Origin of the sequence: Sinomonas terrae (genome assembly GCF_022539255.1) — a bacterium.
Classification (GTDB): Bacteria; Actinomycetota; Actinomycetes; order Actinomycetales; family Micrococcaceae; genus Sinomonas; species Sinomonas terrae.
In genome coordinates this window covers 2,779,587-2,804,329 of sequence record NZ_JAKZBV010000001.1, presented here as the reverse complement: position 1 = coordinate 2,804,329, position 24,743 = coordinate 2,779,587, and the positions used below count along the sequence as shown (strand labels likewise).

Below are 24,743 nucleotides of genomic sequence, written 5' to 3'. Positions count from 1 at the left end.
AGTAGTTCTCGGCAGCGGTCGCGGTTTTGGCTGCTGGGCATGGGACATCGGCCGGCCTCGCTGCCGGGGTGTTCCACTGGAGTTCGGTTTGGCCGTTGCCGGCTGCGGGCGGGTTCCTACGCTGTGGCCGGAGGTGCGTGGGCGGTGGTGAAGAGCTTTTCCCACGCGGCCTGCCATGGCCAGGTCTCGGGCAGGCGGAGGCGGATCTTCCGGGCGCTGGAGGCGATCCTGGCCGGGACGCTCACGAGCTTGCGGCGGATGGTGCCGGTGCGGGCTCTGGCGAACGCGGTGCCGGCGAGGGTCCCGGCGGCGCGGGCGAGGTTGAACGCCATGACCGCGGCGACGAGCCAGGCCGAGTTCGCGGCGAACTTCCCGGAGGGCAGGTGGGCCAGGGCCGAGTCCTTCAGATCGGCGTGGACCTGCTCGATCACGGCATGGGCCCGGTGGGTGGCATCGGCGGCCACGGTGCCGAGGTCCTCGGCGGAGACGGTGGTGAAGAAGGCGTGGTGGCGGTGGATCTCGAACAGGGTGCCCTGCCCGTCGGGGACCTTGGGGTTCAGCTCCGGGATCCGGCGCACGACAAGCCGCCCGCTCACCCGTTCGGCCTTCTTCCGGGAGGCGAACGCGGTGAACGGGACCTCGGCGACCTCCGCGCGGGAGACCCAGGCGCCGGCGGCCTCGTCGAAGACGGCGTCCGTGTACTCGATCGTCGTCCACGCCTCGGCCGGGATGGAGCTGACGGCGCGCCTCACGGCCGGGTCCAGACGGACCGTGACCGAGACCTCGGCCCCTGCGGCGCGGGCGGCCGAGACGGCGGGGTGGCCGTAGAACGCCGAGTCGGCCCGCACCAGCACCCGCCCGGCGGTGCCGGTCCGGCGCAGGGCCGAGAGCGCATCGGCGACCAGCCGGGAGGCCCCGCGGGAGGAGTTCGCGGCCCCCTTGCGCAGGCGCTGGGCCAGGACGACCGGGGCGGTGTCCTTCGTGGTGGCGGTGGCCAGCAGGGCGTTCAGCCCGCGAACCCCGGAGTACCCGTACCCGGATCCCTGCTTGGCGTAGCCGTGGACCTCGACGATCGTGTCGTCGACGTCCACAAACACGAAGTCCCCCTCCTCGGGGTTCCCCAGCAGCGGTGCCCGGGCGGCCAGGTTCGCCAGGAATCGGGCGGCGACCGCGTCCAATTGGCGCACGTGCCCAAACGCGAAGGCGCGCAGGAACGAGCCTAGGGTCGAGGGCGCGTAGCAGACCTTGAACAGCTTCTTCATGCCCCCGTGCCGCAGCAGGGCCATGTCGTCGATCGAGTCCGCCCCGGCGACCATCCCGGCCACCAGCGCGGCGAGCTTGAGCCCGGCGTTGGCGCCCTTGTCCGTTGGCACGCTCAGATGCTCGTCCGCCAGGGTTTGGAGACCAGCTGCCTCGGCCAAGCGCATCACCGGCACCAGCCCCGCAGCGGAGACCAGATTCGGCTCGTCGAAGGACACCGCCACCGCGGCGGGACTGTGGGAAACTAACACCTACGAGATGCCCTCTCATCCTCAGGAGACCGGTTCTGTAGCAAGTCCAGTTTTCCCTGAGATGGCGGGCATCTCGCCTTTAATTACGCCATGCTTCCCGCAAACCCCATCGGTGGATCAAGGCTTAGGCGAGCCGACCGCGCCGTTCGACGCGCCCGCTCGCCGCGGCGACTCCAAGGCCCAGGACGGCGAGGACGGCGCCCACAAGGGCCGGTGCCGTGAAGCCCCATCCCCAGCCGATGACGAGGCCGCCGAGGAACGCGCCGAGGGCGTTCGCGATGTTGAGCGCAGAGTGATTGAGGGACGAGGCGAGCGTGGGCGCGTCCGGCGCCGAGTCCAGCAGCCGCGTCTGCAGGGCTGGGATGAGCATCGAGCCCGAACCGCCGACGACGAACACCATCAGGAGCGCTGTGGGCCACCACACGGCAGCAACCGCGTAGAGGACCATGCAGATCGCGACGATCGCCAGACCACCGTAGATCGTACCCATGACCGAGCGGTCGGCGAGACGGCCGCCCAGGATGTTGCCGAGCACCATGCCGAGTCCGTAGAGCGCGACGACGAGCGGCATGAAGTCCTCGGGGAGCCGGCTGACGCTGGTCATCGTGTGCGAGATGTACGTGTACGTGGCGAAGAAGCCGCCGAAGCCCACGATGCCGGTCAGGAGGGCGAACCACAGCTGCACGCGGGAGAGCGCCCCGAGTTCTCGGCGGATGCTCGCCTCGGGGTGTGCCGGCTCGAATGGCACGAAGCGCCAGATCATCGCGACGGCGACAAGCCCGATGGCACCTGTCAGGACGAAGAGAAGGCGCCAGCCCAAGGACTGGCCGAGCCAAGTCGCGAAGGGGACGCCGAGGACATTTGCGACGGTCAGCCCGGACATGACCGTCGCGATCGCCCAGCCGCGCTTCGTCGGGGCGACGAGCGAAGCTGCCAGTACGGCAGCTGCGCCGAAATAGGCACCGTGGGGGAGTCCGGAGGCGAAGCGGGACACGAGCATCTGCCCGAAGCCCGCCGCGAAGACGGACGAGAGGTTCGCGAGGGCGATGAACGCTGCCAGACCCATGACGAGGAACTTGCGCGGGAGACGCGCTCCGACCGCGGCAAGCACCGGCGCGCCGACGACGACGCCGAGCGCGTAAGCCGAGATGAGTTCCCCGGCCTGCGGGGTCGTGATGCCGAGGCCACGCTCGATCTCATTGAGCAAGCCCATGGTCGTGAATTCGACGGTGCCGATGCCGAAGCCTCCGATCGCTAGGGCGCACATGGCCCAGAACAGGGCCTTCGGGGCGAGCGGCGGGCGGTGGAGGGAGCTTTGCGCTGAGCTGGGAGCTGTGTATCGGGCGGAGCTCGGCGCGGTCTGGGCGTCGGATTTCGTCACGCGGGCTTCAACCTGCTCCAGGCCGTGCGCATTCCGTGCCCCATCTTCGCGGGCCCAATCTTCGCGCGCCTAGACTTGACCGGTGACAGTTCAAGTGGTGGGCGCGGCAATCGTTGATTCGCTCGCGCGCCCGACGCGGCTGCTCGCCGCCCGAAGGACCGCACCGCCCGCCTTCGCTGGAATGTGGGAGTTCCCGGGCGGAAAGGTCGAACCGGGGGAGACCCACGAAGCCGGGCTGCACCGTGAGCTAGCCGAGGAGCTCGGCGTTCGCGTGAGGCTTGGTCGTGAAGTCCCGGCCCCCGAGTCCGACGGCTGGCCGCTCAACGCCAAGGCAGTCATGCGGGTCTGGTTCGCCGAGATCGTCGACGGCCACGCCGCGCCGCTCCAGGACCACGACGAACTGCGCTGGGTGCCGCTGGACGACGTCGAGCGTCTCACTGGCCTCGCCTGGATCCCCGCCGACTTCCCCATCGTCGAGGCTGTTCGCCTGCACAGCGCCTAGAACAGCTCGCCCTGCACGGCAACCGGGCGGAGTTCGATGCTGCTCTCAGAGGGGCCGATGCTGCTCTCAGTGGGGCCGGTTTCGCTCCTGCCCCCGCCGCCCATGCGGTGGCCGAAGCTTTCGGAGCCGGCGAAGCCGTGCCGCGCCTTCGCGGCATTCACTCGGCGGGCGAGCCACGTCCGGTAGTCCTTGGGCGCGTACGCACCGGTCCCATAGAGCCTTCGGTAGCGTCCCACGAGGCGTGGATGCTCGCGCGCGAGCCACTGCATGAACCATTCCTTGGTTCCGGGGCGCAGGTGGAGTGCGCCGACCGTCACTCCGGTTGCGCCAGCCTCGGAGAGGGAGGCGAAAAGTGCATCGAGCTGTTCCTCGCCGTCCGTGAGCCAGGGCAGGATCGGCATGGCCATGACGCCGCACGCGAGGCCCGCGTCCCGCAGCTTCGAGATGAGGGACAGTCTGGCGGATGGGCTCGGGGTGCCCGGCTCGACCACGGACTGGAGGCCGGGGTCGAGCATCGCGAGCGAAATGGCGGTGCCCACCGGCACGTGCGCGGCGGCTGCCTTCAAGAGCGGCAGGTCCCTTGCGAGGAGGGTCCCCTTCGTGAGGATCGAGAAGGGGGTGCCCGATTCGGCGAGGGCGCGGATGATGCCCGGCATGAGGGCGTACCGGCCCTCCGCCCGCTGGTACGGGTCGGTATTGGTCCCGAGGGCCACGTGCTCACGCGACCATGACGGCTTGGCGAGCTCCGCCTTCAGGACGTCGACGACGTTGACCTTGACGACGAGCTGTCGATCGAAGTCGAGGCCGGCATCGAGGTCCAGATATTTGTGGGTGCCGCGCGCGAAGCAGTAGACGCACGCATGGCTGCACCCTCGGTAGGGATTGATCGTCCACCGAAATGGCATGGAGGACGCCGGCGGCACCTTGTTGAGCGCCGATCTCGCGGCGACCTCATGGAAAGTGATGCCTTGGAACTCCGGCGTCCGGACGGCGCGGAGCAGGCCTGCAAGCGGAATGAGAGGAACTGCCTCGCCGCTTGCTTCGGACTCGCCCTGCGCCGTCTGCGTGTTCCATCGCATGGCAACTATTCGAATACAGTTTCGAACCTCGTGTCAAGCCTGCTCAATGCTGCTCGGCCGGCCGCGAGAGCCGCCAGGTCACCGAGACGGAGGCGCGGATGTCCGTCTCGCCCGCCTCGACCGGCATGGGCTCGACCGTGCTCGCCAAGGCCGCACGCGCGAGGGGCATGGGCGGTCCCGGAGCGCTGAAGGCGGCCGCGTCGATTCGCAGGACCTCGCCTAAAGCGCGCCCCGCCCTCCGGGCGAGTCGTGCCGCTGTCGCCTGCGCGTCGTCGAACGCCGCCTCCTGAGCCGCTGCCTCGAGGCTCGCCCGGTCACTCACCTCGAGTGCCACGCCGTTGACCCTGAGGGCATCCCCGGCGGAGCGGACGACGGCGTCGAGCACCTCGGGTGTGCGTGCCAGCTCCCGCACGGTGACTGTGAGTCCCGTGCTGGCCACGTAGGCGACAACCTGCTGCCCGCTGTTCTCGCGCCATACGGTCTCGCTGTGCACGCTGAGGCCGCTGGTTGAAACGTCGGGGCGCGGAACGCCCTGTTCCAGAACGCTCTCCACAACTCTTCGGGCCGCCGCGGAAGCGCCCGAGTAGGCATGGGCCAAGCCAGCCTCGCGCACTTCGACCGAGAGGCGGAGGACGGCGGTGTCCGGCGCGGCGCGGACGGAGCCGGTGCCGGTAGTGCTGACGATGTCGGGCTTGCGTACCACGTCTCTCACGGTAGCCGGGCATGCCCGGCTCGCCCAGAGCTGAGGGCACGTCTACTAGACTGAGGGCGCAAACCCACCCGCTGCGTAAGAACGGTCCATGACTGAAACACTGCCCGGCGCCACCGTCCCGGATCCTTTGGACGAAGCTGCCGTCACCGCCGCCGTCGAGCGCGCCCTCGAGGACATCTCGGGCGCGTCCAATCTGGACGAGCTCAAGGCCGTCCGCATCGCCCACACCGGTGAGAAGTCTCCGCTGGCTCTCGCCAATCGAGCCATCGGTGCGCTGCCCAAGGAATCGAAGGCCAGCGCGGGCAAGATCGTGGGCTCGGCGCGAGGGCGCGTCAACAGGGCGATCGCCGAGCGGTCCGAGGTGCTCGAGGCGGAGAACGACGCCCGGATCCTCCTCGAGGAGACGGTCGACGTGACGGCCGCGCCGCGACGGCGTCGTGCGGGCGCGAGGCACCCGCTCTCGACGCTGCAGGATCGCGTGAGCGACATCTTCGTGGGCATGGGCTGGGAGATCGCCGAGGGCCCCGAGGTCGAATCCGAGTGGTTCAACTTCGACGCGCTCAACTTCAAGCCGGACCACCCGGCCCGGGAGATGCAGGACACGTTCTTCGTCGACCCGCCCGAACGGCATGTCCTCCTGCGGACGCACACCTCGCCGGTGCAGGTGCGGGCGATGCTCGAGCGCGAGGTGCCGATCTACGTCCTGTGCCCAGGCAAGGTGTTCCGCACGGACGAGCTCGATGCGACCCACACCCCCGTATTCCACCAGTTCGAGGGCCTCGCGATCGACAAGGGCCTGAGCATGGCGGACCTCCGCGGCACGCTCGAGCACTTCGCTCGGCTCATGTTCGGCCAGGAGGCACAGATCCGGCTTCGCCCGAATTTCTTCCCGTTCACTGAGCCGAGCGCCGAGCTCGACATCTGGCACCCGGGTGCGAAGGGCGGACCCCGCTGGATCGAGTGGGGCGGCTGCGGCATGGTCAACCCCAACGTCCTGCGGGCCGCCGGCATCGACCCTGACGTCTACTCCGGCTTCGCCTTCGGGATGGGCATCGAGCGGACGCTCATGTTCCGCAACGACGTCGTGGACATGCGGGACATGATCGAGGGCGACGTCCGCTTCAGTGAGCACTTCGGGATGGAGATCTAGGGACATGCGAATCCCCCTTTCCTGGCTGCGCGAATACACGCAGCTTCCGGCGGACGCGACCGCCGAAGACCTCATGGCAGACCTCGTCTCCGTGGGACTCGAGGAAGAGGCCGTGCACCGGCCCTCCGAGAGCATCAGCGGGCCGATTGTCGTCGGCCAGGTCCTGAGCCTCGTCAAGGAGCCGCAGACCAACGGCAAGACCATCAACTGGTGCCAGGTCCGCGTGGTGCCCGAGGGGCAGGAACAGACGCTCGCAGGCAAGGGCATAGACCCCTCGGGTGTTCAGGGCATCGTGTGCGGCGCCCACAACTTCGTTGAGGGCGACAAGGTCGTCGTGACCCTGCCCGGCGCCACGCTGCCCGGCGACTTCCATATCGCCGCCCGCAAGACGTACGGCCACGTCTCCGCCGGAATGATCGCGTCGGCGCGTGAACTCGGCATCGGCGAGGACCACGACGGTATCATCGTGCTCTCGCGCCTCGGCCTCGACCCCGAGCTCGGGACGGACGCACTTGCGCTCTTCGGACTGAACGACGAAGCCGCAGAGATCAACGTGACCCCGGACCGCAGCTACTGCTTCTCGATCCGCGGGATCGCTCGCGAATACGCGCATGCCACGGGGACCTCGTTCGAGGACCCGGCCACGCTCGTCACCCCGCCGGTGTCTCTCCAAGGCGGCTACGACGTCGTCCTCGACGACCGTGCGCCGATCTATGGCGTCCTCGGGTGCGATCGCTTCGTCGCCCGGACCGTCCGCGGGATCGACCCCACCCGGCCGACCCCTCAGTGGATGGTCTCCCGCCTTCGGCTTGCGGGCGTGCGCTCGATCTCCCTGCCTGTCGACATCTCGAACTACGTGATGTTCGAGCTGGGCCAGCCGACCCACTGCTACGACCTCGACAAGCTCACCGGCACGATCACGGTGCGCCGTGCAGAGGAGGGCGAGAAGCTCGAGACGCTCGACGGCAAGGTCCGCGAGCTCGATCCCGAGGACCTGCTCATCACCGACGAGTCGGGCCCCATCGGGATCGCCGGCGTCATGGGCGGCGCCTCGACGGAGTGCTCGGACGCCACGGTCAACGTTCTCGTCGAGTCTGCCCACTTCGACACCGTCACGGTCGGCCGTTCCCGCCGTCGGCACAAGCTTCCCTCGGAGGCGTCCAAGCGCTTTGAACGCGGTGTGGACTGGCAGGTCGCAGATGAGGCTGCGCAGCGCGTCGTCGACCTGCTGGTCGAACTGGGCGGTGGCGTCGCGGACGAGGCCGGCACCGATGTCGGCAGCGCTCCCGAGCCCGTCAAGATCCTCCTGCCCGGAACCTTCGCGTCCGAACGGATCGGGATGGAGTTCAGCGAGGAGCTCATTGCGCGGACGCTGGGGGACCTCGGGGCCAACGTCGAGCGGCGAGGTGCCGATTACCTCGTGACTCCGCCGAGCTGGCGCCTCGACCTCGAGACGAAGGAGGATCTCTCCGAGGAGGTTGCGCGGCTCGTCGGCTACGACAAGATCCCCTCGCGCCTCCCTGTAGCGCCCCCGGGTCGCGGCCTGACCCGGGCGCAGCAGCAGCGCCGTCGCCTCGTGCAGGCGCTCGCCGACGCCGGCCTGACCGAGGTGCTCGCGTACCCGTTCGTCTCGCAGGCGGCCAACGATACGTTCGGTGTCGCCGAGGCCGGCGCAGCGCGCCCTGCCGTCAAGCTCGCGAACCCGCTGAGCGAGGAACTCGGCTGGTTGCGGACCTCAATGCTGCCCGGCCTGCTCGAGGTGGCCAAGCGCAACCTCTCGCGCGGGTTCCGCGACCTCGCACTCTTCGAGGCTGGGCTCGTGTTCCTGCCCGACGACAGCAGGATCGGCACGGCTTCGATCCCGCCCCTCGGCGCTCTGCCCACCGACGACGTCCTCGACGTCCTCGAGGCGGGCCTTCCGCATCAGCCGCTCCACATCGGCGCGGTCTTCACGGGCCACGACTCGCCAGCCGCGGCAAACCACACGCCCAGGCTCTGGGACTGGTCCGACGCCCTCGACATCGCGCGTCTCGCCGGCGACGTCCTGGGGGTCGAACTCGTCGTGACCCAAGGCGTCCATCAGGCCTTCCACCCCGGACGGACGGCGAAGCTTGCCCTTCGCACGGGCGAGCTCGTCGGCTTCGCTGGAGAACTGCACCCGAAGCTGCTCGCGGCGCACGACCTGCCGGCGCGCTCGGTCGCCCTCGAACTCGACGCGGATGTGTTGTTCGAGGCGGCCCCCGACGTGATCGTTGCCAAGCACATCTCGACGTTCCCCGTGGCCACCCAGGACGTCGCGCTCATTGTCGACGCCGGGATCCCCGCCGACGACGTCAGGGAGGCGTTGCGCGAGGGGGCAGGCGAGCTGCTCGAAGAGGTGCACCTCTTCGACGTGTACGCAGGCCAGAACATCGGCGAAGGGAAGAAGTCGCTCGCGTTCGGCCTGCGCTTCCGGGCGCCCGACCGGACGCTCACGGCTGACGAGGCGTCGGAAGCCCGTGCGGCGGCGGTGGCACGCGCGGCCGAGCAGTTCGGCGCCGTCCAGCGCTGATCCTCCGCGCTCTGCCGCTCCCAGGGGCGGAGCCTCCCTGGCTCGTCGGCAAACCGACGGCCGGGGAGCTCCAGCGCGCCCGGTCTCTGGGAGATCCGGTCAGGGCAAGCAGTCTCAGGGAACCAGGAGGACCTTGCCCGTCGTCGCTCGGCCCTCGAGGGCCCGGTGCGCGTCGGCCGCCTCGGAGAGCGGGAACGTCGCGCCGATGCGCACCGAGAGCGAGCCATCCGCCGCAGCCGCGAACACTTCCGAGGAGCGCCACAGCCTCTCCTGCGGATTGAGCAGGTGATGCTTGAGGGTGGGGCGCGTGAGGAAGAGCGAGCCTCCGGAATTGAGCCGCTGCGGGTCCACGGGCGGCACCGGACCGGACGCAGCGCCGAAGAGCACGAGATATCCCCGCGGGCGCAGGCTCGCGAGCGAGCCGTCGAACGTGTCCCGGCCCACGCCGTCGTACACGACATCTACGCCAGCGCCGCCTGTCAGCTCCTGGACGTGCTCGGAGAACTGGGAGTACTTGAGGACGTGGTCCGCGCCGGCCTCCGAAGCGAGCTGTGCCTTCTCATCCGTGGAGACGGTCGTGAGGACCCGCGCGCCCTTGGCCTTCAGCAGCTGGATGAGCAGCAGGCCCACCCCGCCGGCGCCAGCGTGGACGAGCGCCGTCTGGCCCGGCTCGACGCGGAACGTCGAGTTGATGAGGTAGTGCGCCGTCATGCCCTGGAGAGGGAGGGCCGCCGCGGTCTCGAGGTCGAGGCTGTCCGGGACGGGAAGTGCCTTGTCCGCGTCGACGAGCATGTACTCGGCGTACGTCCGGCGGCCCTCGGCGGTCGCAATCCGGTCTCCCACCCCGTAGCCCTCAACGCCTTCGCCGACTTCCTCGATGGTGCCGGAAGCCTCGTCGCCCGGGGTGAAGGGGAACGGGACGTTGTAGATGCCCTGGCGCTGGTAGGTCTCGATGAAGTTGACCCCGGTCGCGGCGATCTTGACCAGAAGCTGGCCCGGGCCCGGCTGTGGCCTTTCGGCCTCCTCGAGCACCAGGACTTCGGGTCCGCCCGGTTCGGTGGCGACGATGGCTTTCATCATGGAGTCTTCCTCTTTCCAGCGTTGCTTCATGAGTTCTCGTCCGGACCCATCCTAAGGAGCGTCATCCCCTGAGGTGGGCCACGGCCGATTCTTTCATGCATAAATATTGATGGCCATGCATAACTTTGCCTATAGTGGTCGGGTGACTATTACCGCAGCAGTGTCCGGGGCCAGCGGCTACGCCGGGGGAGAGGTCCTCCGCCTGCTGGCCAACCACCCCGAGATCGAGATCGGCGCCATCACCGCGCACAGCAGCGCGGGCAGCAGGCTGGGCGAGCTTCAGCCGCATCTCCTCTCTCTCGCGGACCGCACCATCACCGAGACGACCGCAGAGAACCTGGCAGGTCACGATGTCGTCTTCCTCGCGCTCCCGCACGGGGCCTCGGCGGCGGTCGCCGCGCAGCTGCCAGAGGACACGCTCGTGATCGACGCCGGCGCGGACCACAGGCTCGAGGATCCGGAGGCGTGGTTCAAGTTCTACCGCTCGGAGCATGCGGGGACGTGGCCGTACGGGCTGCCTGAGCTGATGCTCGACGGCGGCCATCGCCAGCGCGAGAAGCTCCAGGGAGCCCGTCGCATCGCCGTGCCGGGGTGCTATCCCACCTCGGCCCTGCTCGCGCTCGTGCCGGGCTTCGCGGCGGGGCTGCTCGAGCCGCAGGACGTCGTCATCGTCTCGGCCTCCGGCACCTCCGGTGCGGGGAAGTCCGCGAAGCCGCACCTGCTCGGCTCCGAGGTCATGGGCTCGATGAGCCCCTACGGGGTCGGGGGCGGTCACCGGCACACGCCCGAGATCGAGCAGGGGCTCTCGAACTCCGCGGGGGAATCCGTCACGATCTCCTTCACTCCGACCCTTGCGCCGATGAGCCGCGGCATTCTCACGACGGCGACGGCGCGGGTGAAGCCTGGTGTCGACGGCGCCACGCTGCGGGCCGCCTGGAGCGACGCGTACGGGGACGAGGAGTTCATCCACGTCCTGCCCGAGGGCCAATGGCCTGCAACGCAGATGGTCCTCGGTTCGAACAACGCGGCCATCCAGCTCGCGTTCGACGAGCACGCGGGCCGGGTCATCGTCAGTTCTGTGATCGACAACCTCACCAAGGGCACCGCGGGCGGCGCGGTGCAGTCCATGAACATCGCGCTGGGGCTCCCTGAGGGCGCCGGCCTCGCACAGCTGGGAGTCGCACCGTGACCGTCACTGCACCCAAGGGCTTCCGGGCAGCCGGCGTGACCGCCGGGATCAAGGCCTCGGGCAAGCCGGACCTCGCACTTGTCGTGAATGACGGCCCCGACAAGAATGCCGCGGCCGTCTTCACCTCCAACCGCGTCGCCGCCGCACCGGTTCGCTGGTCCCGCCAGGCCGTGAGCGATGGCCGGGCGGACGCCGTCGTCCTCAATTCCGGCGGAGCCAATGCGTGCACCGGGCCGCAGGGCTTCCAGAACGCCCACAAGACGGCCGAGAAGACGGCGGACGTGCTGGGGGGCTCTGCCGTGGACGTCATCGTCTGCTCGACCGGGCTCATCGGCGAGCAGCTCCCGATGGACAAGGTCCTCTCGGGCATCGACGCGGCCTCGGCCGCGCTCGCGGACGACGGCGGGCATGCGGCCGCCGTCGCCATCATGACGACCGACACGGTGCCCAAGGAAGCCCTCTTCACCGGGACGGACGCGGAGGGGACGGCGTACACGATCGGCGGCATCGCCAAGGGTGCCGGCATGCTCGCGCCGGGCCTGGCAACGATGCTCGTTGTCCTCACGACCGACGCCGCCACTGCGCCCGGGATGCTCGACGCCGCCCTGCGGGACGCCACCCGGGTCACCTTCGACCGCGCGGACTCGGACGGCTGCATGTCGACCAACGACACTGTGGTGCTGCTCTCGTCCGGCGCGTCGGGAGCGGTGCCAGCCGCCGCAGAGTTCACGGCCGGCCTCACGCAGGTCTGCGCCGAGCTCGCACGCAAGCTCATCGGCGATGCCGAGGGCGCGAGCCATGACATCGCGATCCGGGCGTTCAACGCGGCCTCGGAGAGCGACGCAGAAGTGGTAGCGCGCGCCGTCGCCCGCTCGAACCTCTTCAAGACCGCGATCTTCGGCAAGGACCCGAACTGGGGCCGCGTCCTCTCCGCTGTCGGCACGACCGATGCCGTCTTCGACCCGGACGAGCTGAGCGTCGCGATCAACGGGGTGCAGGTGTGCCAGAAGGGTGGGATCGGGGAGGACCGTTCGCTCGTCGACCTCGAGCCTCGCGAAGTTCTCGTCGAGATCGACCTCCAGGCCGGCGAGGCCGAGGCGACGATCCTGACCAACGACCTCACGCACGACTACGTGCATGAGAACAGCGCCTACTCGAGCTGAGGGCGGCATGACAGAGGCAGCATCCAACACCAATATCCGCCTCGCGATGGACAAGGCCGCGACCCTCATCGAGGCGCTCCCGTGGATCCAGAAGTTCGCGGGCAGCACGATGGTCGTCAAGTACGGCGGCAACGCGATGGTCAACGACGAGCTGCGGCGAGCGTTCGCCGAGGACATCGTGTTCCTGCACCACGTAGGGATCCGGCCAGTCGTCGTCCACGGCGGCGGCCCTCAGATCAACCGCATGCTCGAGCGTGTGGGGATCGAGAGCGAGTTCAAGGGCGGACTCAGGGTGACGACGCCCGAGGCCATGGACGTCGTCCGCATGGTGCTCACCGGGCAGGTCGGGCGCGAGCTCGTCGGCCTCATCAACTCCCATGGCCCGTACGCCGTCGGCCTCTCGGGCGAGGACGCCGGTCTCCTGCGCGCCGTGCGCACCGGCGCCGTCGTCGATGGCGAGGAGGTCGACCTCGGGCTCGTGGGCGAGGTCGTCGGCGTCGATCCCGCCGCCGTGCACGACATCCTCGAGGCCGGCCGCATTCCGGTCATCTCGACGGTCGCCCCGGAGGTCTCGGGAGCGGACGACGGCGCTGCCTCCTACCAGCCGACCGGCCAGGTCCTCAACGTCAACGCGGACACGGCCGCAGCCGCGGTCGCCGTCGCCCTGGGCGCGTCGCGGCTCGTGGTGCTCACCGACGTCGAGGGCCTCTACCGCAACTGGCCGGACAAGGATTCGCTCGTTTCGCAGATCTCTGCTTCAGAGCTCCGGGAGATGCTTCCGAGCCTCGAATCGGGCATGATCCCCAAGATGAGCGCGTGCCTCAAGGCAGTGACCGAGGGCGTGGACCGCGCGGCGATCGTCGACGGGCGGAGCCCGCACACGATGCTGCTCGAGATCTTCACAGACGCCGGCGTCGGCACGCAGGTCGTACCAGAACATGCAGGAGGAACCGCGTGAGCACTTCCCAAACCCCTGAGGCGCGGCAGGTCTCCGAGCTCGTGGGCGCGTCGACCGGCGAGGCGTGGCTGGCCCGCTACTCGGGATCGCTTATGGGCGTGTTCGGCACGCCGCAGCGAGTGCTCGTCCGGGGCCAAGGCTGCTATGTCTGGGATGCCGACGGCAAGCAGTATCTCGACCTGCTCGGCGGGATCGCGGTCAACGCGCTGGGGCACGCCCACCCGTTCGTCACCAGCGTCATCTCGTCCCAGCTCGCGACCCTCGGCCACGTCTCGAACTTCTTCACGAGTCCCACCCAGGTGGCGCTCGCGGAGAAGCTCCTCGAGATCACGAGCGCGCCGGCGGGATCCAAGGTCTTCTTCGCGAACTCAGGCACTGAGGCGAACGAGGCGGCGTTCAAGCTGGCACGGCGGAACGGGGGCGAGCGCCAGTCGCAGCGCCGCACCAAGATCGTCGCGCTCGAGGGCGCGTTCCACGGCCGCACGATGGGCGCCCTCGCCCTGACGGCCAAGAAGGCATACCGCGAGCCGTTCGCGCCCCTGCCCGGCGGCGTCGTCCATGTCCCGTTCGGCGACCTTGACGCGCTGCGCGCCGAAGTCGACGAGACCACCCAGGCCCTCTTCCTCGAGCCCATCCAGGGCGAAGCCGGCGTCATCCCGCTCCCGGAGGGCTACCTCGCAGAGGCGCGCCGGATCACGCGGGAGGCTGGAGCCCTCCTCATCATCGACGAGGTCCAGACCGGCATCGGCAGGACCGGCTCGTGGCTTGCGATCGACGGTTCGGGAGTGGTTCCCGACGCAGTGTCCCTCGCCAAGGGCCTCGGTGGCGGCTTCCCCATCGGCGCCCTCATCACGTTCGGCCCCGAGAACAGCGCCCTGCTCTCGGCCGGCCAGCACGGCACGACGTTCGGCGGCAACCCCGTCGCCACCGCCGCCGCGCTCGCAACCCTCCACACGATTGAGAGCCAGGGCCTGCTCGAGCACGTCCGCTCGGTCGGGGAGCACATCAGGGCCGGGCTCGAGCGATTGCCCGAGGTCACCGAGGTGCGCGGGCGCGGACTCCTCGTGGGCTTCGATCTCGCGGGTCCCGCAGGAAACGCCGCGGCGGTGGCCGAGGACGCCAACCTCGCCGGCGCCGTCGTCAATGCCGCGCTCGCGGCGGGCTTCATCGTGAACGCGCCCGGACCACGGACCATCCGGCTCGCCCCGCCGCTCATCCTCACCACGGAGCAGGCGGACACGTTCCTCGCCGCACTGCCCGGCCTCGTGGAGGCAGCCGCGGCCACACTCAAGCAGAAGGATCAGTCATGACAGAGCAAGCTTCACGGGGAGTCCGCCACTTCCTCAAGGACACCGATCTGAGCCCGACCGAGCAGGCCGAGGTGCTGGACCTCGCGCTGCGGCTCAAGGCCGCGCCATACTCGGCCCAGCCGCTCGCGGGCCCGGGGAGCGCCCGCAAGACGGTCGCGGTCATCTTCGACAAGACGTCCACGCGCACCCGTGTCTCGTTCTCGACCGGGGTCTCGGACCTCGGCGGGACCCCGCTCATCATCAATCCCGGAGAGAGCCAGATAGGCCACAAGGAGTCCGTCGAGGACACTGCGCGGGTCCTCGAGCGGATGGTCGCGGCAATCGTCTGGCGGACGGGGCCGCATCAGGGGCTGGTGGACATGGCGGCCCATTCGCGTGTTCCTGTCGTGAACGCGCTCTGCGACGACTACCACCCGTGCCAGCTCCTCGCGGACCTCCTCACCGTCCGCGAGCACAAGGGGAAGCTCGCCGGGCTTTCGATGGCGTACCTGGGGGACGCGGCGAACAACATGGCCAACTCCTACCTCCTCGCGGGAGTCACCGCGGGCATGCACGTGCGGATCGCGGGCCCGGAGGGCTACCTTCCGGATCCCGGGGTCGTGGCAGAGGCGGAGGCCGTGGCCGCTGCGACCGGCGGTTCGGTGCTCGTCACGGCCGATGCGGCGGCGGCCCTCGAGGGTGCTGACGTGGTCGCGACCGACACGTGGGTGTCGATGGGGCAGGAGGCCGAGAAGGAAGCCCGGATGACCCTGTTCCGGGACTACAGCATCGATGCAGCCGCGATGGGCAAGGCGGCCGAGGACGCCATCTTCCTCCACTGCCTCCCAGCCTACCGGGGATACGAGGTCGCGGGCGAGGTTATCGACGGGCCGCAGTCGGTCGTGTGGGACGAGGCCGAGAACCGCCTGCACGCGCAGAAGGCGCTGCTCGCGTGGCTTCTTCATCGGTCAGGCCAAGCCAGCGTGGAGGGCCTGGAGTAGATGGGGCCAGCGTCATGAGCCTCGCTCCCGGCCCGGCGCCCCAGACGAAGGCAGCCCGTCAGGCACGTATCCGCGCGCTCCTGGCGGGACAGGCCGTGCGCTCGCAGGCGGAGCTGGCGGCGCTTCTCGCGGACGACGGCGTGCAAGTCACCCAGGCCACGCTCTCGCGCGACCTGGTCGAGATCGGCGCGGTTCGCGTGCGCGGGGCCGACGGCGGGTTGGTGTACGCCGTCCGCGGCGAGGGCGGCGACCGCAGTCCCCGTATCGGGCTCGATCCCGAGGTCCTCGACGCGCGGCTCGCCAAGCTGTGCGCCGAGCTCCTCGTGACGGCCGAAGCGAGCGCGAACATCGTCGTCCTCCGCACGCCCCCTGGCGCTGCGAACTTCCTCGCGCTCGCGATCGACCATTCGGTCATCCCATCGGTTCTCGGCACGCTCGCCGGCGACGACACGGTCATGATCGTCACCCGCGATCCGCTCGGCGGGGAGGCCGTCGCCGCCCGGTTCCTCGAACTGGCTTCACAAGGCGGCTGACCGGGCGGGACGATGGGGCCATGACAACGTCTAATGAGGCAAAGGCGTCTAACGAGGCTGAGGCGTCTAACGAGGCAGAGGCGTCTAACGAGGCAGCGTCCGGCCTGATCCTCTCCAACCCCGAGCCCTCCGACATGGCTGAACTCGACCGGATCGAGAAGACGATCGAGATTTCCGCCCCGGTCGAGCGCGTCTTCGCGCTTGTATCGGAGCCCGGCTGGTTCGTCAATGACGGGGAATACCGTCCGCACGAAATCGACCGCGACGGCGACGTGAGCCTCGTCCGCGATCCGGTCCACGGCGACTTCGGCATCCTCACGGTGGCGCTCGAAGCTCCCCATCATGTGGTCTTCCGCTGGGTGGGGGAAGGCGCGGGGTCGACCCTCCTCGAGTTCTTCGTCGAGGAGTACGACGGCGGAGCCCGCCTTCGCGTCGTCGAGACCGGTTTCGCGTCCCTCCCGGGAAGCGACGCGGACAGGCGGGCCGCGTTCGATGGGAACAGCCAAGGCTGGGACATCGAGCTGGAGGTTGCCCGCTCGGTGTGTGAAAGCACTGAATAGTGCGAAAGCACTGAATAGTTATGTAGACTTCTGAATAGTCATTCGTTTCGCGCCCAGTTTTAGTTTCGGGCGGGTTCAAGACCAGTCACTCCAAGGAGAACAACGTGAAGGATCGCATCATCCTCGCCTACTCGGGCGGCCTCGACACGTCCGTCGCGATCGGCTGGATCGCTGATGCCACCGGCGCCGAGGTCGTCGCCGTGGCCGTCGACGTCGGGCAGGGCGGCGAGGACCTCGAGACCGTGCGCCAGCGTGCCCTCGGATGTGGCGCCGTCGAGGCGTACGTGGCCGACGCGCGCGACGAGTTCGCGAACGAGTACTGCATGCCGACCCTCAAGGCGAACGCGCTCTACCAGGGGCACTATCCGCTCGTCTCGGCGATCTCCCGTCCCGTCATCGTCAAGCACCTCGTCAAGGCCGCACGCGAGTTCGGCGCCACGACCGTCGCTCACGGCTGCACCGGCAAGGGCAACGACCAGGTCCGCTTCGAGGTCGGCATCCAGACGCTCGGCCCCGACCTCAAGTGCATCGCACCGGTCCGCGACCTCGCGCTGACCCGCGACAAGGCGATCGCCTACGCGGAGGAGAAGCACCTCCCCATCATCACGACGAAGAAGAACCCCTACTCGATCGACCAGAACGTGTGGGGCCGCGCCATCGAGACGGGCTATCTCGAGGACATCTGGAACGCCCCGACGAAGGACATCTACGACTACACGCAGAGCCCGGAGTTCCCGCCTGCGCCGGACGAGCTGACCATCACCTTCAAGCAGGGCGTCCCGACTGCGATCGACGGCGTCGAGCTCACCCCGCTGCAGATCATCCAGGAGCTCAACCGCCGAGCCGGCGCCCAGGGCGTTGGCCGCATCGACGTTGTCGAGGACCGCCTCGTCGGCATCAAGAGCCGCGAGATCTACGAGGCACCGGGCGCCATGGCCCTCATCACGGCGCACAAGCACCTCGAGGACGTCACGATCGAGCGCGAGCATGCGCGCTTCAAGACGACGGTGGGCCAGCGCTGGTCCGAGCTCGTGTATGACGGCCAGTGGTTCTCCCCGCTCAAGCGCGCCCTCGACGTCTTCATCGACGACAGCCAGAAGTACGTCTCGGGCGAGGTCCGCATGGTCCTGCACGCCGGCACAGCCGTCGTGAACGGGCGCCGCTCCGACACCTCGCTCTACGACTTCAGCCTCGCTACCTACGACACCGGCGATACGTTCGACCAGTCGAGCGCCAAGGGCTTCATCGACATCTGGGGCATGGCCTCGAAGGTCGCCTCGGGCCGCGACCAGCGGGTCGCGGGGGAGTAGCCGGCGTGGCTAGTACGAACGAGGGCGCCCTCTGGGGTGGCCGCTTCGCCGGCGGACCCGCTGATGCCCTCGCCGCCCTGAGCAAGTCGACGCACTTCGACTGGCGCCTCGCGCGCTACGACATCGCGGGCTCCCGCGCCCATGCGCGGGTCCTCCATCGCGCGGGCCTGCTCGACGACGGGGAGCTCGCGGGGATGCTCGCGGCACTCGACGAGCTCGACGCCGACGTCGCTTCCGGGGCCTACCAGCCCGCGGAATCCGACGAGGACGTGCACGGTTCCCTCGAGCGGGGTCTCATCGAGCGCGCCGGAACCGCGCTCGGCGGGAAGCTGCGCGCCGGACGCTCCCGCAACGACCAGGTGGCAACGCTCGGCCGCATGTTCCTCCGCGACCACGCCCGCCTCATCGCGCGCGGGGTGCTCGATACGGTCGACGCGCTCGTCGCCCAAGCCGAGGCGCATCCTGACGCAGCAATGCCCGGCCGGACCCATCTCCAGCACGCGCAGCCCGTGCTCCTGAGCCATCACCTGCTCGCCCACGCGTGGGCGCTCCTGCGCGACGTGCAGCGCCTCCAGGACTGGGACAAGCGGGCCGCTGTCTCCCCCTACGGCTCGGGAGCACTCGCGGGCTCCTCGCTCGGTCTCGATCCGGAAGCCGTCGCAGCCGACCTCGGCTTCGATTCCGCAGTGCACAACTCGATCGACGGCACCGCCTCGCGGGACGTCTTCGCAGAGTTTGCTTGGGTCGCCGCCATGATCGGTGTCGACCTCTCGCGGATCAGCGAGGAAGTCATCCTGTGGGCCACGAAGGAGTTCTCCTTCGTCACGCTCGACGATGCGTTCTCGACGGGCTCATCGATCATGCCGCAGAAGAAGAACCCGGACGTCGCCGAGCTGGCCCGGGGGAAGGCCGGGCGGCTCATCGGCGACCTCACAGGGCTCCTCGCGACGCTCAAGGGCCTCCCGCTCGCGTACAACCGCGACCTCCAGGAGGACAAGGAACCGGTGTTCGATGCGGCCGATACACTCGAGCTCCTTCTCCCGGCAGTGTCCGGCATGATCGCAACGCTCACCTTCAACACCGAGCGCATGGCCTCGCTCGCGCCGCAGGGCTTCGCGCTTGCGACCGACATCGCCGAGTGGCTCGTCCGCCAGGGCGTTCCGTTCCGGGACGCGCACGAACTCTCGGGCGCGGCGGTGCGGCAGGCAGAGAGCCGGGGAGTGGAACTCTGGGACCTCACGGACGAGGAGTACTCGGCCATCAGTCCCGTCCTCACGTCGGAGGTGCGCTCGGTTCTGAGCACCGAGGGCTCGCTCGCCAGCCGGAGCGCACAGGGCGGCACCGCGCCGTCCGCCGTCGCCCGGCAGCTCGACAGTCTCAAGGCACAGCTCGGGGAGGCCCGCGGCTTCGCAGGCTGATTGGCTGATCGCTTGATTGGCTGATCCCGTGGCAGGTTTCGAGTGGCTAATCTGATGGCACTGGCTAATCTGATGGCATGGGAACCGAAGCCGCTGCCCTCACCGATGAGCACCTCCTAGCCGAGATCCGTTCAGCCGCCGCGGGAATCCGTCACGAGCTCGAGCGACTGACCGACGAGTCGGCCCGGCAGCCCTCCGAGCTGCCGGGCTGGACCAGGGGCCACGTGTTGGCCCACATCCAGGGGATTAGCGCTGCCGTCGGCCGGCAGGTCGAGTACGCCCGGCGAGGGGAGCAGGTCGAGCTCTACGACGGCGGTCAGCTGGCGCGCGATCAGGCCATCGAGGACGGTGCCCACGCGACCGCGGACGAGTGCCGCGAGCGCGTGGGCGCTGCGCTCGACGGGGTCCTCGATGAGTTCGCTGCGCTCAAGCCCGGCGAATGGGACGCCCGCGTGCGCTTCCGCAATGGCGTGGTGCGCGACGCCGCGTTCGCCCTCTGGCGCGAGCTCGTCATCCACCACACTGACCTCGGCACGGGCTGCAGCCAGCAGGAATGGAGCTCTGACTTCTGCCATCATCTCCTCGGCTTCCTCGAGCCGCGGGTGCCGCAGGGGGAGACGTTCTATCTGCGGCCGCACCATGGCGAGGAGATTCGGCTAGGGGACGGCAGCGACGGCGTCATCGTCGAAGGCCGCCTTCAGGACCTAGCCGCGTGGCTTGCGGGACGGGAGGTCGGCAGGGGGTCCGTCCGGGCGGAGCATGCGGGGGAGGCAGTTTCGCTGCCCGCCATCGGCCCCTGGCCGTCGGCGCTCGCCGTCAAGTAGCCCTTGCGGTCCATGGAGTACGACGAACTCCTCCACTGGCTCCTGCGCGACCCGGTCGCCGTCGCCCCAGACCTCTTGGGCGCCGTCCTGACCCATACGACGGCGGAGGGCGCGGTCAGCGTGCGTCTCACCGAGGTCGAGGCGTACCGCGGCCATCGCGATTCGGAACATGCAGACCCGGGCTCCCATTCCTACAACGGCCGAACCGCCCGTAACGAGGTCATGTGGGGACCTCCGGGACATCTCTACGTCTACTTCACGTACGGCATGCACTATTGCGCGAACATCGTGTGCGGACCCGCGGGTCGATCCTCCGGGTGTCTTCTGCGTGCCGGGGAAATTGTGGAGGGAATTGACCTCGCTATGGCGCGACGAGCTGCCGCCCGCAAGGAATCGGAGCTCGCACGGGGCCCTGCGAGGCTCGCGCAGGCCCTCGGGATCACCCGGGAACACAACGGTGCAGCGCTCGACGGCGAATTTCGGCTCCTTCCGCCGGCCCGCCGCGCGCCCTCGGTCCTCAACGGCCCTCGGGTCGGCGTCGCGGGAGCCGGGGGCTCGGCCGACTATCCATGGCGGTTCTGGCTGCCTGGCGAACCGAGCGTTTCGGCCTACCGCGCCGCCAAGCCGAGGACTCGCGCTCGCACAGCGGGCAACGCCGTCGTCCGCTGAGTCTCGCCGGTCTCCCCAGCTTTGGCGCCGGTCTCCCCGGTTTTGGCGCCGGTCTCCCCGGCTTTCGTCGTCAACCGGGGCGTGTTCGCCGCTATTACGCGTCGTTCGGGCGCTCAAGAAGGCAAGAGGTTGGGGAGTTCGGGCGAAGAGTTGGGGAGGTGGGGCGAGAGGTTGGGGAGTTCGGGCCCGTCAAGCGGCGTCGCGGCAGGTCTCGTCGCGACGGGCAAGCCGGTCGAGAAGCCGCGCGCGTACCGCCGACCACTCGGTATCGAGGACTGAGAACACGGCTGTGTCGGAGCGCGCCTCCGCGCCCATGGTGGCCTGCCCCATGGCCCGGTAGGACCGCAGCGTTCCCTCGTACTGCGCTCCCATCCGCAGGAGGGCCTTCGCGCTGCGTCGATTGCGTGTGTCGACCCGGAACCCGACTCGCGAGAGGCCGAGGGCGTCGAAGGCATGGCCTAGGAGCAGGAGCTTCGATGCGTCATTCGCGCCGGACCCCCAGTAGGCCCGGCCGAAGAAGGTGCCACCGACCTCGGTTCTGCCCTCTTCGGAGTTCAGCTCGTACAGTCCGGTCGTGCCGATGAGGGCGCCGGTCATGTCATCGGCGAAGCTGTCGGTGCCGACGCTGTCCGCTGCGATGCTTCCCGCTGCGACGCTGCCCTCAGCAACACTGTCCTGCGCGACAGCGAAGGGCAGGGCGCCGGGATCGTTGAGCCGCATGGCGAAGAGCCGTGCGAGAGCCTCCGGAGTTTCCGGGCGCGGGGCGGCCATCCCGGACCACAGTTCGGCGTCGATGAGTGGGAAGAGCTGCTCGGCCTGCAGGGGCGCGAGCGGCACGAGGCGCACGCCATGTCCGGCGAGAGAAACGCGGTGCTGCATGGGGCTCATTGAAGCAGCCGTGTGGGAGCGGGGAGACCCGCGATCAGGCTATGTGGATATGAACATTCGGTAACGTGGAAGGGTGATCCCACAAACCGCGCCCGACGAAAGCGTCGTCGACCTCCTCAACCGACTCTGTGCCACTGTGGAGGACTATCCGCGCCCCGGCATCACGTTCAAGGACCTGACTCCCGTCTTCGCGGACGGCAAAGGCCTCCGCGTCATGGTGGACGAGCTCACGGCGCCCTTCGCAGGCAAGTTCGACCTTGTGGCCGGAGTCGAGGCCCGCGGCTTCCTCCTGGCGGCCGCCGCAGCGTACGCAACGGGGACCGGCGTCATCACGGTGAGGAAGAAGGGCAAGCTCCCACGACCGACGCTCTCGGAGGACTACGCCCTCGAGTACGGCCACGCGACGATCGAGGTCCACGAGGACGACGTCCCGCCAGAGGCCCGGATCCTGCTCCTCGACGATGTCCTGGCCACAGGCGGGACTCTTTCTGCGGCCACCCGGCTCATGGAGCGTTCCGGGGCGCACGTGGTGGGAATCGGCGTCGTCCTCGAGCTTGCCGGCCTCGGCGGACGGGACGCCCTCGAAGGGCACGGTGTTCATTCGCTCCAGCGCATCGAGTTGTAGCGTCACACAGCGGATGCGCTTACCGGCATGTTCACCCGAATCGCTGTAGAATGGACGGTCCGTCATTGCAGTAAGGGGAACATGCCGATGCCCGACGCCGATCTGGCTCACGAACGTGATTACGTGCGGGGCCTCTACCGCCGGCTCGATGAGTTGCGCGACGAGAAGCGCAGCCAGCTCGCCACCGTGCGCAAGGCGGGGGCCGTCGGCTCCGTGCAGAACATCTCTGAGCGCGACGCGTTCGCCGCCATGTACGAGGATCGGCTTGCGCAGCTTGATGCGGTCGAGGACCGGCTCGTGTTCGGCCGCCTCGATCTCGACGACGGCGAGGCACAGTACATCGGCCGCATCGGGCTGAGCACGGACGATCTCCGCCGCCTCATGGTCGACTGGCGGGCGCCTGAAGCGAGCCACTTCTATCAGGCTACGGCGTTCGACCGGCAGGGCGTGCGCCGGCGTCGCCACCTCATCCTGCAGGGCAGGGAAGTCAAGGCGATCGAGGACGACATCCTCGACGCGGACATGCTCGAGGCGGGCCATCATCAGGGCGAGGGCGCCCTGCTCGCCGCGCTCAACTCGAAGCGCACAGGCCGCATGGCGGACATCGTCAGCACCATTCAGGCCGAACAGGACCGCATCATCCGCGCGCCGATGCCTGGGGCCCTCGTGGTCCAAGGCGGCCCGGGCACCGGCAAGACGGCTGTCGCCCTCCACCGCGCGGCCTATCTCCTGTACAGCCACCGGGACCGGCTCAAGTCGGCGGGCGTGCTGCTCGTGGGGCCGTCGCCGTCGTTCATGAAGTACATCGAGCGGGTGCTCCCGTCGCTTGGCGAGACAGGCGTCGTCATGTCGAGCCTCGGCCGGCTCATGCCGGGCATCAGCGCGGTTCCCGAAGAGGATCCGCGGATTGCGAGGCTCAAGGGCAGCAAGCGCATGGTCGAGCTCGTGGCCGCCGCCGTATCCAATCGCCAGCGGATCCCGGCCGCGGATCGCGTCGTCGATGTCGAGGGTCAGAAGCTCGTGCTCACGCCTCGGCAGGTGCGCCGTGCGCGGGACAAGGCGCGTGCCACCGGCAAGCCCTACAACGAGGCCCGGAACACGTTCGTCAAGATTCTCCTCCGCGAGCTCACGGAGCAGCTCCAGTCGAAGCTCGAGGCTTCGAGTGTGGGGAACAACGCCGACCGTTCGTATCTCGCGGAGGATGTGCGGCAGTCGCGGGACGTGCGCGTCGCGCTCAACCTCTGCTGGATGCCGATGACGCCACAGAAGCTGCTCACCGAGCTGTTCTCGAAGCGGGCCATCCTCGATACGGTCGCGACCGGTCTGACCGCCGAGGAGAGGGACCTTCTCGAGCGTCCGGCTGACTTCCCGTGGACCGAGGCGGACATTCCGCTCCTGGACGAGGCGGCGGAGCTGCTTGGGGAGCCCGACGCAGCGGGCAGCACGGAGGCCGCGCGCCGTGAAGCCGAACGACGGCGCGACCTCGAGAACGCCGAGCGCACGCTCGCGAACCTCAACAACGCGCTGCGGGAACAGGGCGTCGACGGCGTCGTGAGCGCCGAGGACCTCGCTGACTTCCAGCAGGCACCCGAGGCGCGGCTGACGGCGGCTGAACGGGCCGTGGGGGATCGCACGTGGGCGTACGGCCACATCATCGTTGACGAGGCGCAGGAGCTCTCCTACATGCAGTGGCGCCTGCTCGTGCGCCGGTGCCCGCTCAAGTCCTTCACCATCGTGGGGGACATCGCGCAGACGAGCTCGGCCGCAGGCGCGTCGTCCTGGAGCGCAGCGCTCACGCCGTTCTTCGGGGAGCGCTGGCAGCTCGAGGAGCTCACCGTGAACTACCGGACGCCGAGTCAGATCGCTGAATCGGCGGCGCGCATGGCGGCTGCCGCGGGCCTCACCGTCTCGGCGCCCAAGGCGGTCCGCGAGGGCCAATGGCCGCCGATCGTCGACCTAGTTGATCCGGGGACCGTCGTCGAGCGCTTGGTCGCCGTCATGCCAGAGGAACTGGAAGCGGCCGACGGCGGTCTGGTCGCCGTCATCGCGCCGGAGCAGTTCGTCGAGGGCGCCCGGAATGCGTTGCGGGAGGTCTACGGCGCCCGCGTCGGCGCGGGCGCGGGGAGCTTCGACCAGGACATCGTCGTGATCGATCCGCGTGAGGCGAAGGGGCTCGAATTCGACGGCGTTGTCGTCCTCGAGCCGGGCCGTCTCGTCGACGAGCATCACGGCCGAGTCGGCGACCTTTACGTCGCCATGACGCGGGCCACCCAGCGGCTTCGGCTCATCGCGGCAGACCCGCTGCCGGCGGGGATCGAAGCCCAATTTGCCGAGGCCTGACTGATACCGT

22 protein-coding genes are annotated in these 24,743 nt (G+C 69.0%); 16 read left to right on the top strand and 6 right to left on the bottom strand.

What is annotated here, in order from left to right; translation table 11 throughout:
• Positions 1 to 116: 116 nt before the first annotated feature.
• Together L0M17_RS12935 and L0M17_RS12930 are read right to left on the bottom strand one after the other, a co-directional pair.
• Positions 117 to 1,511, bottom strand: coding sequence for an IS1380 family transposase (locus tag L0M17_RS12935; RefSeq protein ID WP_241054393.1), 1,395 nt, complete (start codon positions 1,509 to 1,511; stop codon positions 117 to 119).
• Between the two features lie 124 nt (positions 1,512 to 1,635).
• Positions 1,636 to 2,778 (bottom strand): MFS transporter, encoded by a 1,143-nt coding sequence (locus L0M17_RS12930; RefSeq protein ID WP_241056435.1) that lies wholly within the window; start codon positions 2,776 to 2,778, stop codon positions 1,636 to 1,638.
• Between the two features lie 196 nt (positions 2,779 to 2,974).
• Here L0M17_RS12930 and L0M17_RS12925 point away from each other — a divergent pair, with 196 nt between their 5' ends.
• On the top strand, positions 2,975 to 3,394 hold the full coding sequence (locus L0M17_RS12925; protein ID WP_241054391.1) for a (deoxy)nucleoside triphosphate pyrophosphohydrolase: 420 nt from the start codon (positions 2,975 to 2,977) through the stop codon (positions 3,392 to 3,394).
• On the opposite strand, the gene L0M17_RS12920 is transcribed toward L0M17_RS12925, so the two are convergent.
• Both L0M17_RS12920 and L0M17_RS12915 read right to left on the bottom strand, forming a co-directional pair.
• Positions 3,391 to 4,473, bottom strand: a complete 1,083-nt coding sequence (locus tag L0M17_RS12920; RefSeq protein WP_241054390.1) for an Rv2578c family radical SAM protein — start codon at positions 4,471 to 4,473, stop codon at positions 3,391 to 3,393. The two genes, L0M17_RS12925 and L0M17_RS12920, sit on opposite strands and share 4 nt — an antisense overlap.
• A gap of 43 nt (positions 4,474 to 4,516) precedes the next feature.
• Entirely contained in the window at positions 4,517 to 5,176 is a 660-nt protein-coding gene (locus L0M17_RS12915) for an SIMPL domain-containing protein (RefSeq protein WP_241054389.1), read from the bottom strand.
• Positions 5,177 to 5,273: 97 nt separating this feature from the next.
• Here L0M17_RS12915 and pheS point away from each other — a divergent pair, with 97 nt between their 5' ends.
• Both pheS and pheT read left to right on the top strand, forming a co-directional pair.
• A complete protein-coding gene (gene pheS, locus L0M17_RS12910; RefSeq protein ID WP_241054388.1) occupies positions 5,274 to 6,335 on the top strand; it encodes a phenylalanine--tRNA ligase subunit alpha in 1,062 nt (353 codons plus the stop codon).
• A 4-nt stretch (positions 6,336 to 6,339) separates the two neighbouring features.
• Entirely contained in the window at positions 6,340 to 8,886 is a 2,547-nt protein-coding gene (gene pheT / locus L0M17_RS12905; protein WP_241054387.1) for a phenylalanine--tRNA ligase subunit beta, read from the top strand.
• Between the two features lie 114 nt (positions 8,887 to 9,000).
• Here pheT and L0M17_RS12900 read toward each other — a convergent pair whose 3' ends face one another.
• Positions 9,001 to 9,966: a quinone oxidoreductase family protein gene (locus tag L0M17_RS12900; RefSeq protein ID WP_241054386.1), complete on the bottom strand. Its 966-nt coding sequence runs from the start codon at positions 9,964 to 9,966 to the stop codon at positions 9,001 to 9,003.
• 142 nt (positions 9,967 to 10,108) lie between these two features.
• On the opposite strand from L0M17_RS12900, the gene argC reads away from it, so the two are divergent.
• The 11 genes from argC to L0M17_RS12845 all read left to right on the top strand — a co-directional run bounded on the left by argC (position 10,109) and on the right by L0M17_RS12845 (position 20,880).
• The gene (gene argC / locus L0M17_RS12895; protein ID WP_241054385.1) at positions 10,109 to 11,155 is read left to right on the top strand and encodes an N-acetyl-gamma-glutamyl-phosphate reductase; all 1,047 of its coding nucleotides are present in this window, start codon (positions 10,109 to 10,111) and stop codon (positions 11,153 to 11,155) included.
• On the top strand, positions 11,152 to 12,318 hold the full coding sequence (gene argJ / locus L0M17_RS12890) for a bifunctional glutamate N-acetyltransferase/amino-acid acetyltransferase ArgJ (protein WP_241054384.1): 1,167 nt from the start codon (positions 11,152 to 11,154) through the stop codon (positions 12,316 to 12,318). The genes argC and argJ overlap by 4 nt, the downstream gene beginning before the upstream one ends.
• Before the next feature lie 7 nt (positions 12,319 to 12,325).
• Positions 12,326 to 13,276, top strand: coding sequence for an acetylglutamate kinase (argB, locus tag L0M17_RS12885; protein WP_241054382.1), 951 nt, complete (start codon positions 12,326 to 12,328; stop codon positions 13,274 to 13,276).
• Positions 13,273 to 14,586 carry an acetylornithine transaminase gene (locus L0M17_RS12880; protein WP_372498018.1) on the top strand — a complete coding sequence of 438 codons (1,314 nt, stop codon included), beginning with the start codon at positions 13,273 to 13,275 and terminating at the stop codon, positions 14,584 to 14,586. The genes argB and L0M17_RS12880 overlap by 4 nt, the downstream gene beginning before the upstream one ends.
• Entirely contained in the window at positions 14,583 to 15,566 is a 984-nt protein-coding gene (gene argF / locus L0M17_RS12875; RefSeq protein WP_241054381.1) for an ornithine carbamoyltransferase, read from the top strand. Before L0M17_RS12880 ends, argF begins: the two co-directional genes overlap by 4 nt.
• A 14-nt stretch (positions 15,567 to 15,580) precedes the next feature.
• Positions 15,581 to 16,099 carry an arginine repressor gene (locus L0M17_RS12870; RefSeq protein WP_241054380.1) on the top strand — a complete coding sequence of 173 codons (519 nt, stop codon included), beginning with the start codon at positions 15,581 to 15,583 and terminating at the stop codon, positions 16,097 to 16,099.
• Between the two features lie 20 nt (positions 16,100 to 16,119).
• Entirely contained in the window at positions 16,120 to 16,659 is a 540-nt protein-coding gene (locus L0M17_RS12865; RefSeq protein ID WP_241054379.1) for an SRPBCC domain-containing protein, read from the top strand.
• A 104-nt stretch (positions 16,660 to 16,763) separates the two neighbouring features.
• On the top strand, positions 16,764 to 17,969 hold the full coding sequence (locus tag L0M17_RS12860) for an argininosuccinate synthase (protein ID WP_241054378.1): 1,206 nt from the start codon (positions 16,764 to 16,766) through the stop codon (positions 17,967 to 17,969).
• Between the two features lie 5 nt (positions 17,970 to 17,974).
• Complete coding sequence (gene argH / locus L0M17_RS12855) at positions 17,975 to 19,387, top strand: argininosuccinate lyase (protein WP_241054377.1); 1,413 nt, start codon at positions 17,975 to 17,977, stop codon at positions 19,385 to 19,387.
• Positions 19,388 to 19,464: 77 nt separating this feature from the next.
• On the top strand, positions 19,465 to 20,211 hold the full coding sequence (locus tag L0M17_RS12850) for a maleylpyruvate isomerase family mycothiol-dependent enzyme (protein WP_241054376.1): 747 nt from the start codon (positions 19,465 to 19,467) through the stop codon (positions 20,209 to 20,211).
• 12 nt (positions 20,212 to 20,223) lie between these two features.
• Positions 20,224 to 20,880, top strand: a complete 657-nt coding sequence (locus L0M17_RS12845) for a DNA-3-methyladenine glycosylase (RefSeq protein WP_241054375.1) — start codon at positions 20,224 to 20,226, stop codon at positions 20,878 to 20,880.
• 189 nt (positions 20,881 to 21,069) lie between these two features.
• Here the strand turns inward: L0M17_RS12845 and L0M17_RS12840 are convergent, their stop codons facing one another.
• Entirely contained in the window at positions 21,070 to 21,759 is a 690-nt protein-coding gene (locus L0M17_RS12840; protein ID WP_241054373.1) for a GNAT family N-acetyltransferase, read from the bottom strand.
• Positions 21,760 to 21,841: 82 nt separating this feature from the next.
• On the opposite strand from L0M17_RS12840, the gene L0M17_RS12835 reads away from it, so the two are divergent.
• On the top strand, positions 21,842 to 22,393 hold the full coding sequence (locus L0M17_RS12835; RefSeq protein ID WP_241054372.1) for an adenine phosphoribosyltransferase: 552 nt from the start codon (positions 21,842 to 21,844) through the stop codon (positions 22,391 to 22,393).
• Between the two features lie 87 nt (positions 22,394 to 22,480).
• Positions 22,481 to 24,733, top strand: a complete 2,253-nt coding sequence (locus L0M17_RS12830) for a HelD family protein (protein WP_241056433.1) — start codon at positions 22,481 to 22,483, stop codon at positions 24,731 to 24,733.
• The last annotated feature ends 10 nt before the right edge of the window (positions 24,734 to 24,743 follow it).

Bases quoted from the DNA above. Each gene is read 5' to 3' on its own strand.
- L0M17_RS12930 (WP_241056435.1), bottom strand. From the start codon at position 2,778: ATGTGCGCCCTAGCGATCGGAGGCTTCGGCATCGGCACCGTCGAATTC.
- L0M17_RS12920 (WP_241054390.1), bottom strand. From the start codon at position 4,473: ATGCGATGGAACACGCAGACGGCGCAGGGCGAGTCCGAAGCAAGCGGC.
- pheS (WP_241054388.1), top strand. From the start codon at position 5,274: ATGACTGAAACACTGCCCGGCGCCACCGTCCCGGATCCTTTGGACGAA.
- pheT (WP_241054387.1), top strand. From the start codon at position 6,340: ATGCGAATCCCCCTTTCCTGGCTGCGCGAATACACGCAGCTTCCGGCG.
- L0M17_RS12900 (WP_241054386.1), bottom strand. From the start codon at position 9,966: ATGATGAAAGCCATCGTCGCCACCGAACCGGGCGGACCCGAAGTCCTG.
- argB (WP_241054382.1), top strand. From the start codon at position 12,326: ATGACAGAGGCAGCATCCAACACCAATATCCGCCTCGCGATGGACAAG.
- argF (WP_241054381.1), top strand. From the start codon at position 14,583: ATGACAGAGCAAGCTTCACGGGGAGTCCGCCACTTCCTCAAGGACACC.
- L0M17_RS12870 (WP_241054380.1), top strand. From the start codon at position 15,581: ATGAGCCTCGCTCCCGGCCCGGCGCCCCAGACGAAGGCAGCCCGTCAG.
- L0M17_RS12865 (WP_241054379.1), top strand. From the start codon at position 16,120: ATGACAACGTCTAATGAGGCAAAGGCGTCTAACGAGGCTGAGGCGTCT.
- L0M17_RS12850 (WP_241054376.1), top strand. From the start codon at position 19,465: ATGGGAACCGAAGCCGCTGCCCTCACCGATGAGCACCTCCTAGCCGAG.
- L0M17_RS12845 (WP_241054375.1), top strand. From the start codon at position 20,224: ATGGAGTACGACGAACTCCTCCACTGGCTCCTGCGCGACCCGGTCGCC.
- L0M17_RS12840 (WP_241054373.1), bottom strand. From the start codon at position 21,759: ATGCAGCACCGCGTTTCTCTCGCCGGACATGGCGTGCGCCTCGTGCCG.
- L0M17_RS12830 (WP_241056433.1), top strand. From the start codon at position 22,481: ATGCCCGACGCCGATCTGGCTCACGAACGTGATTACGTGCGGGGCCTC.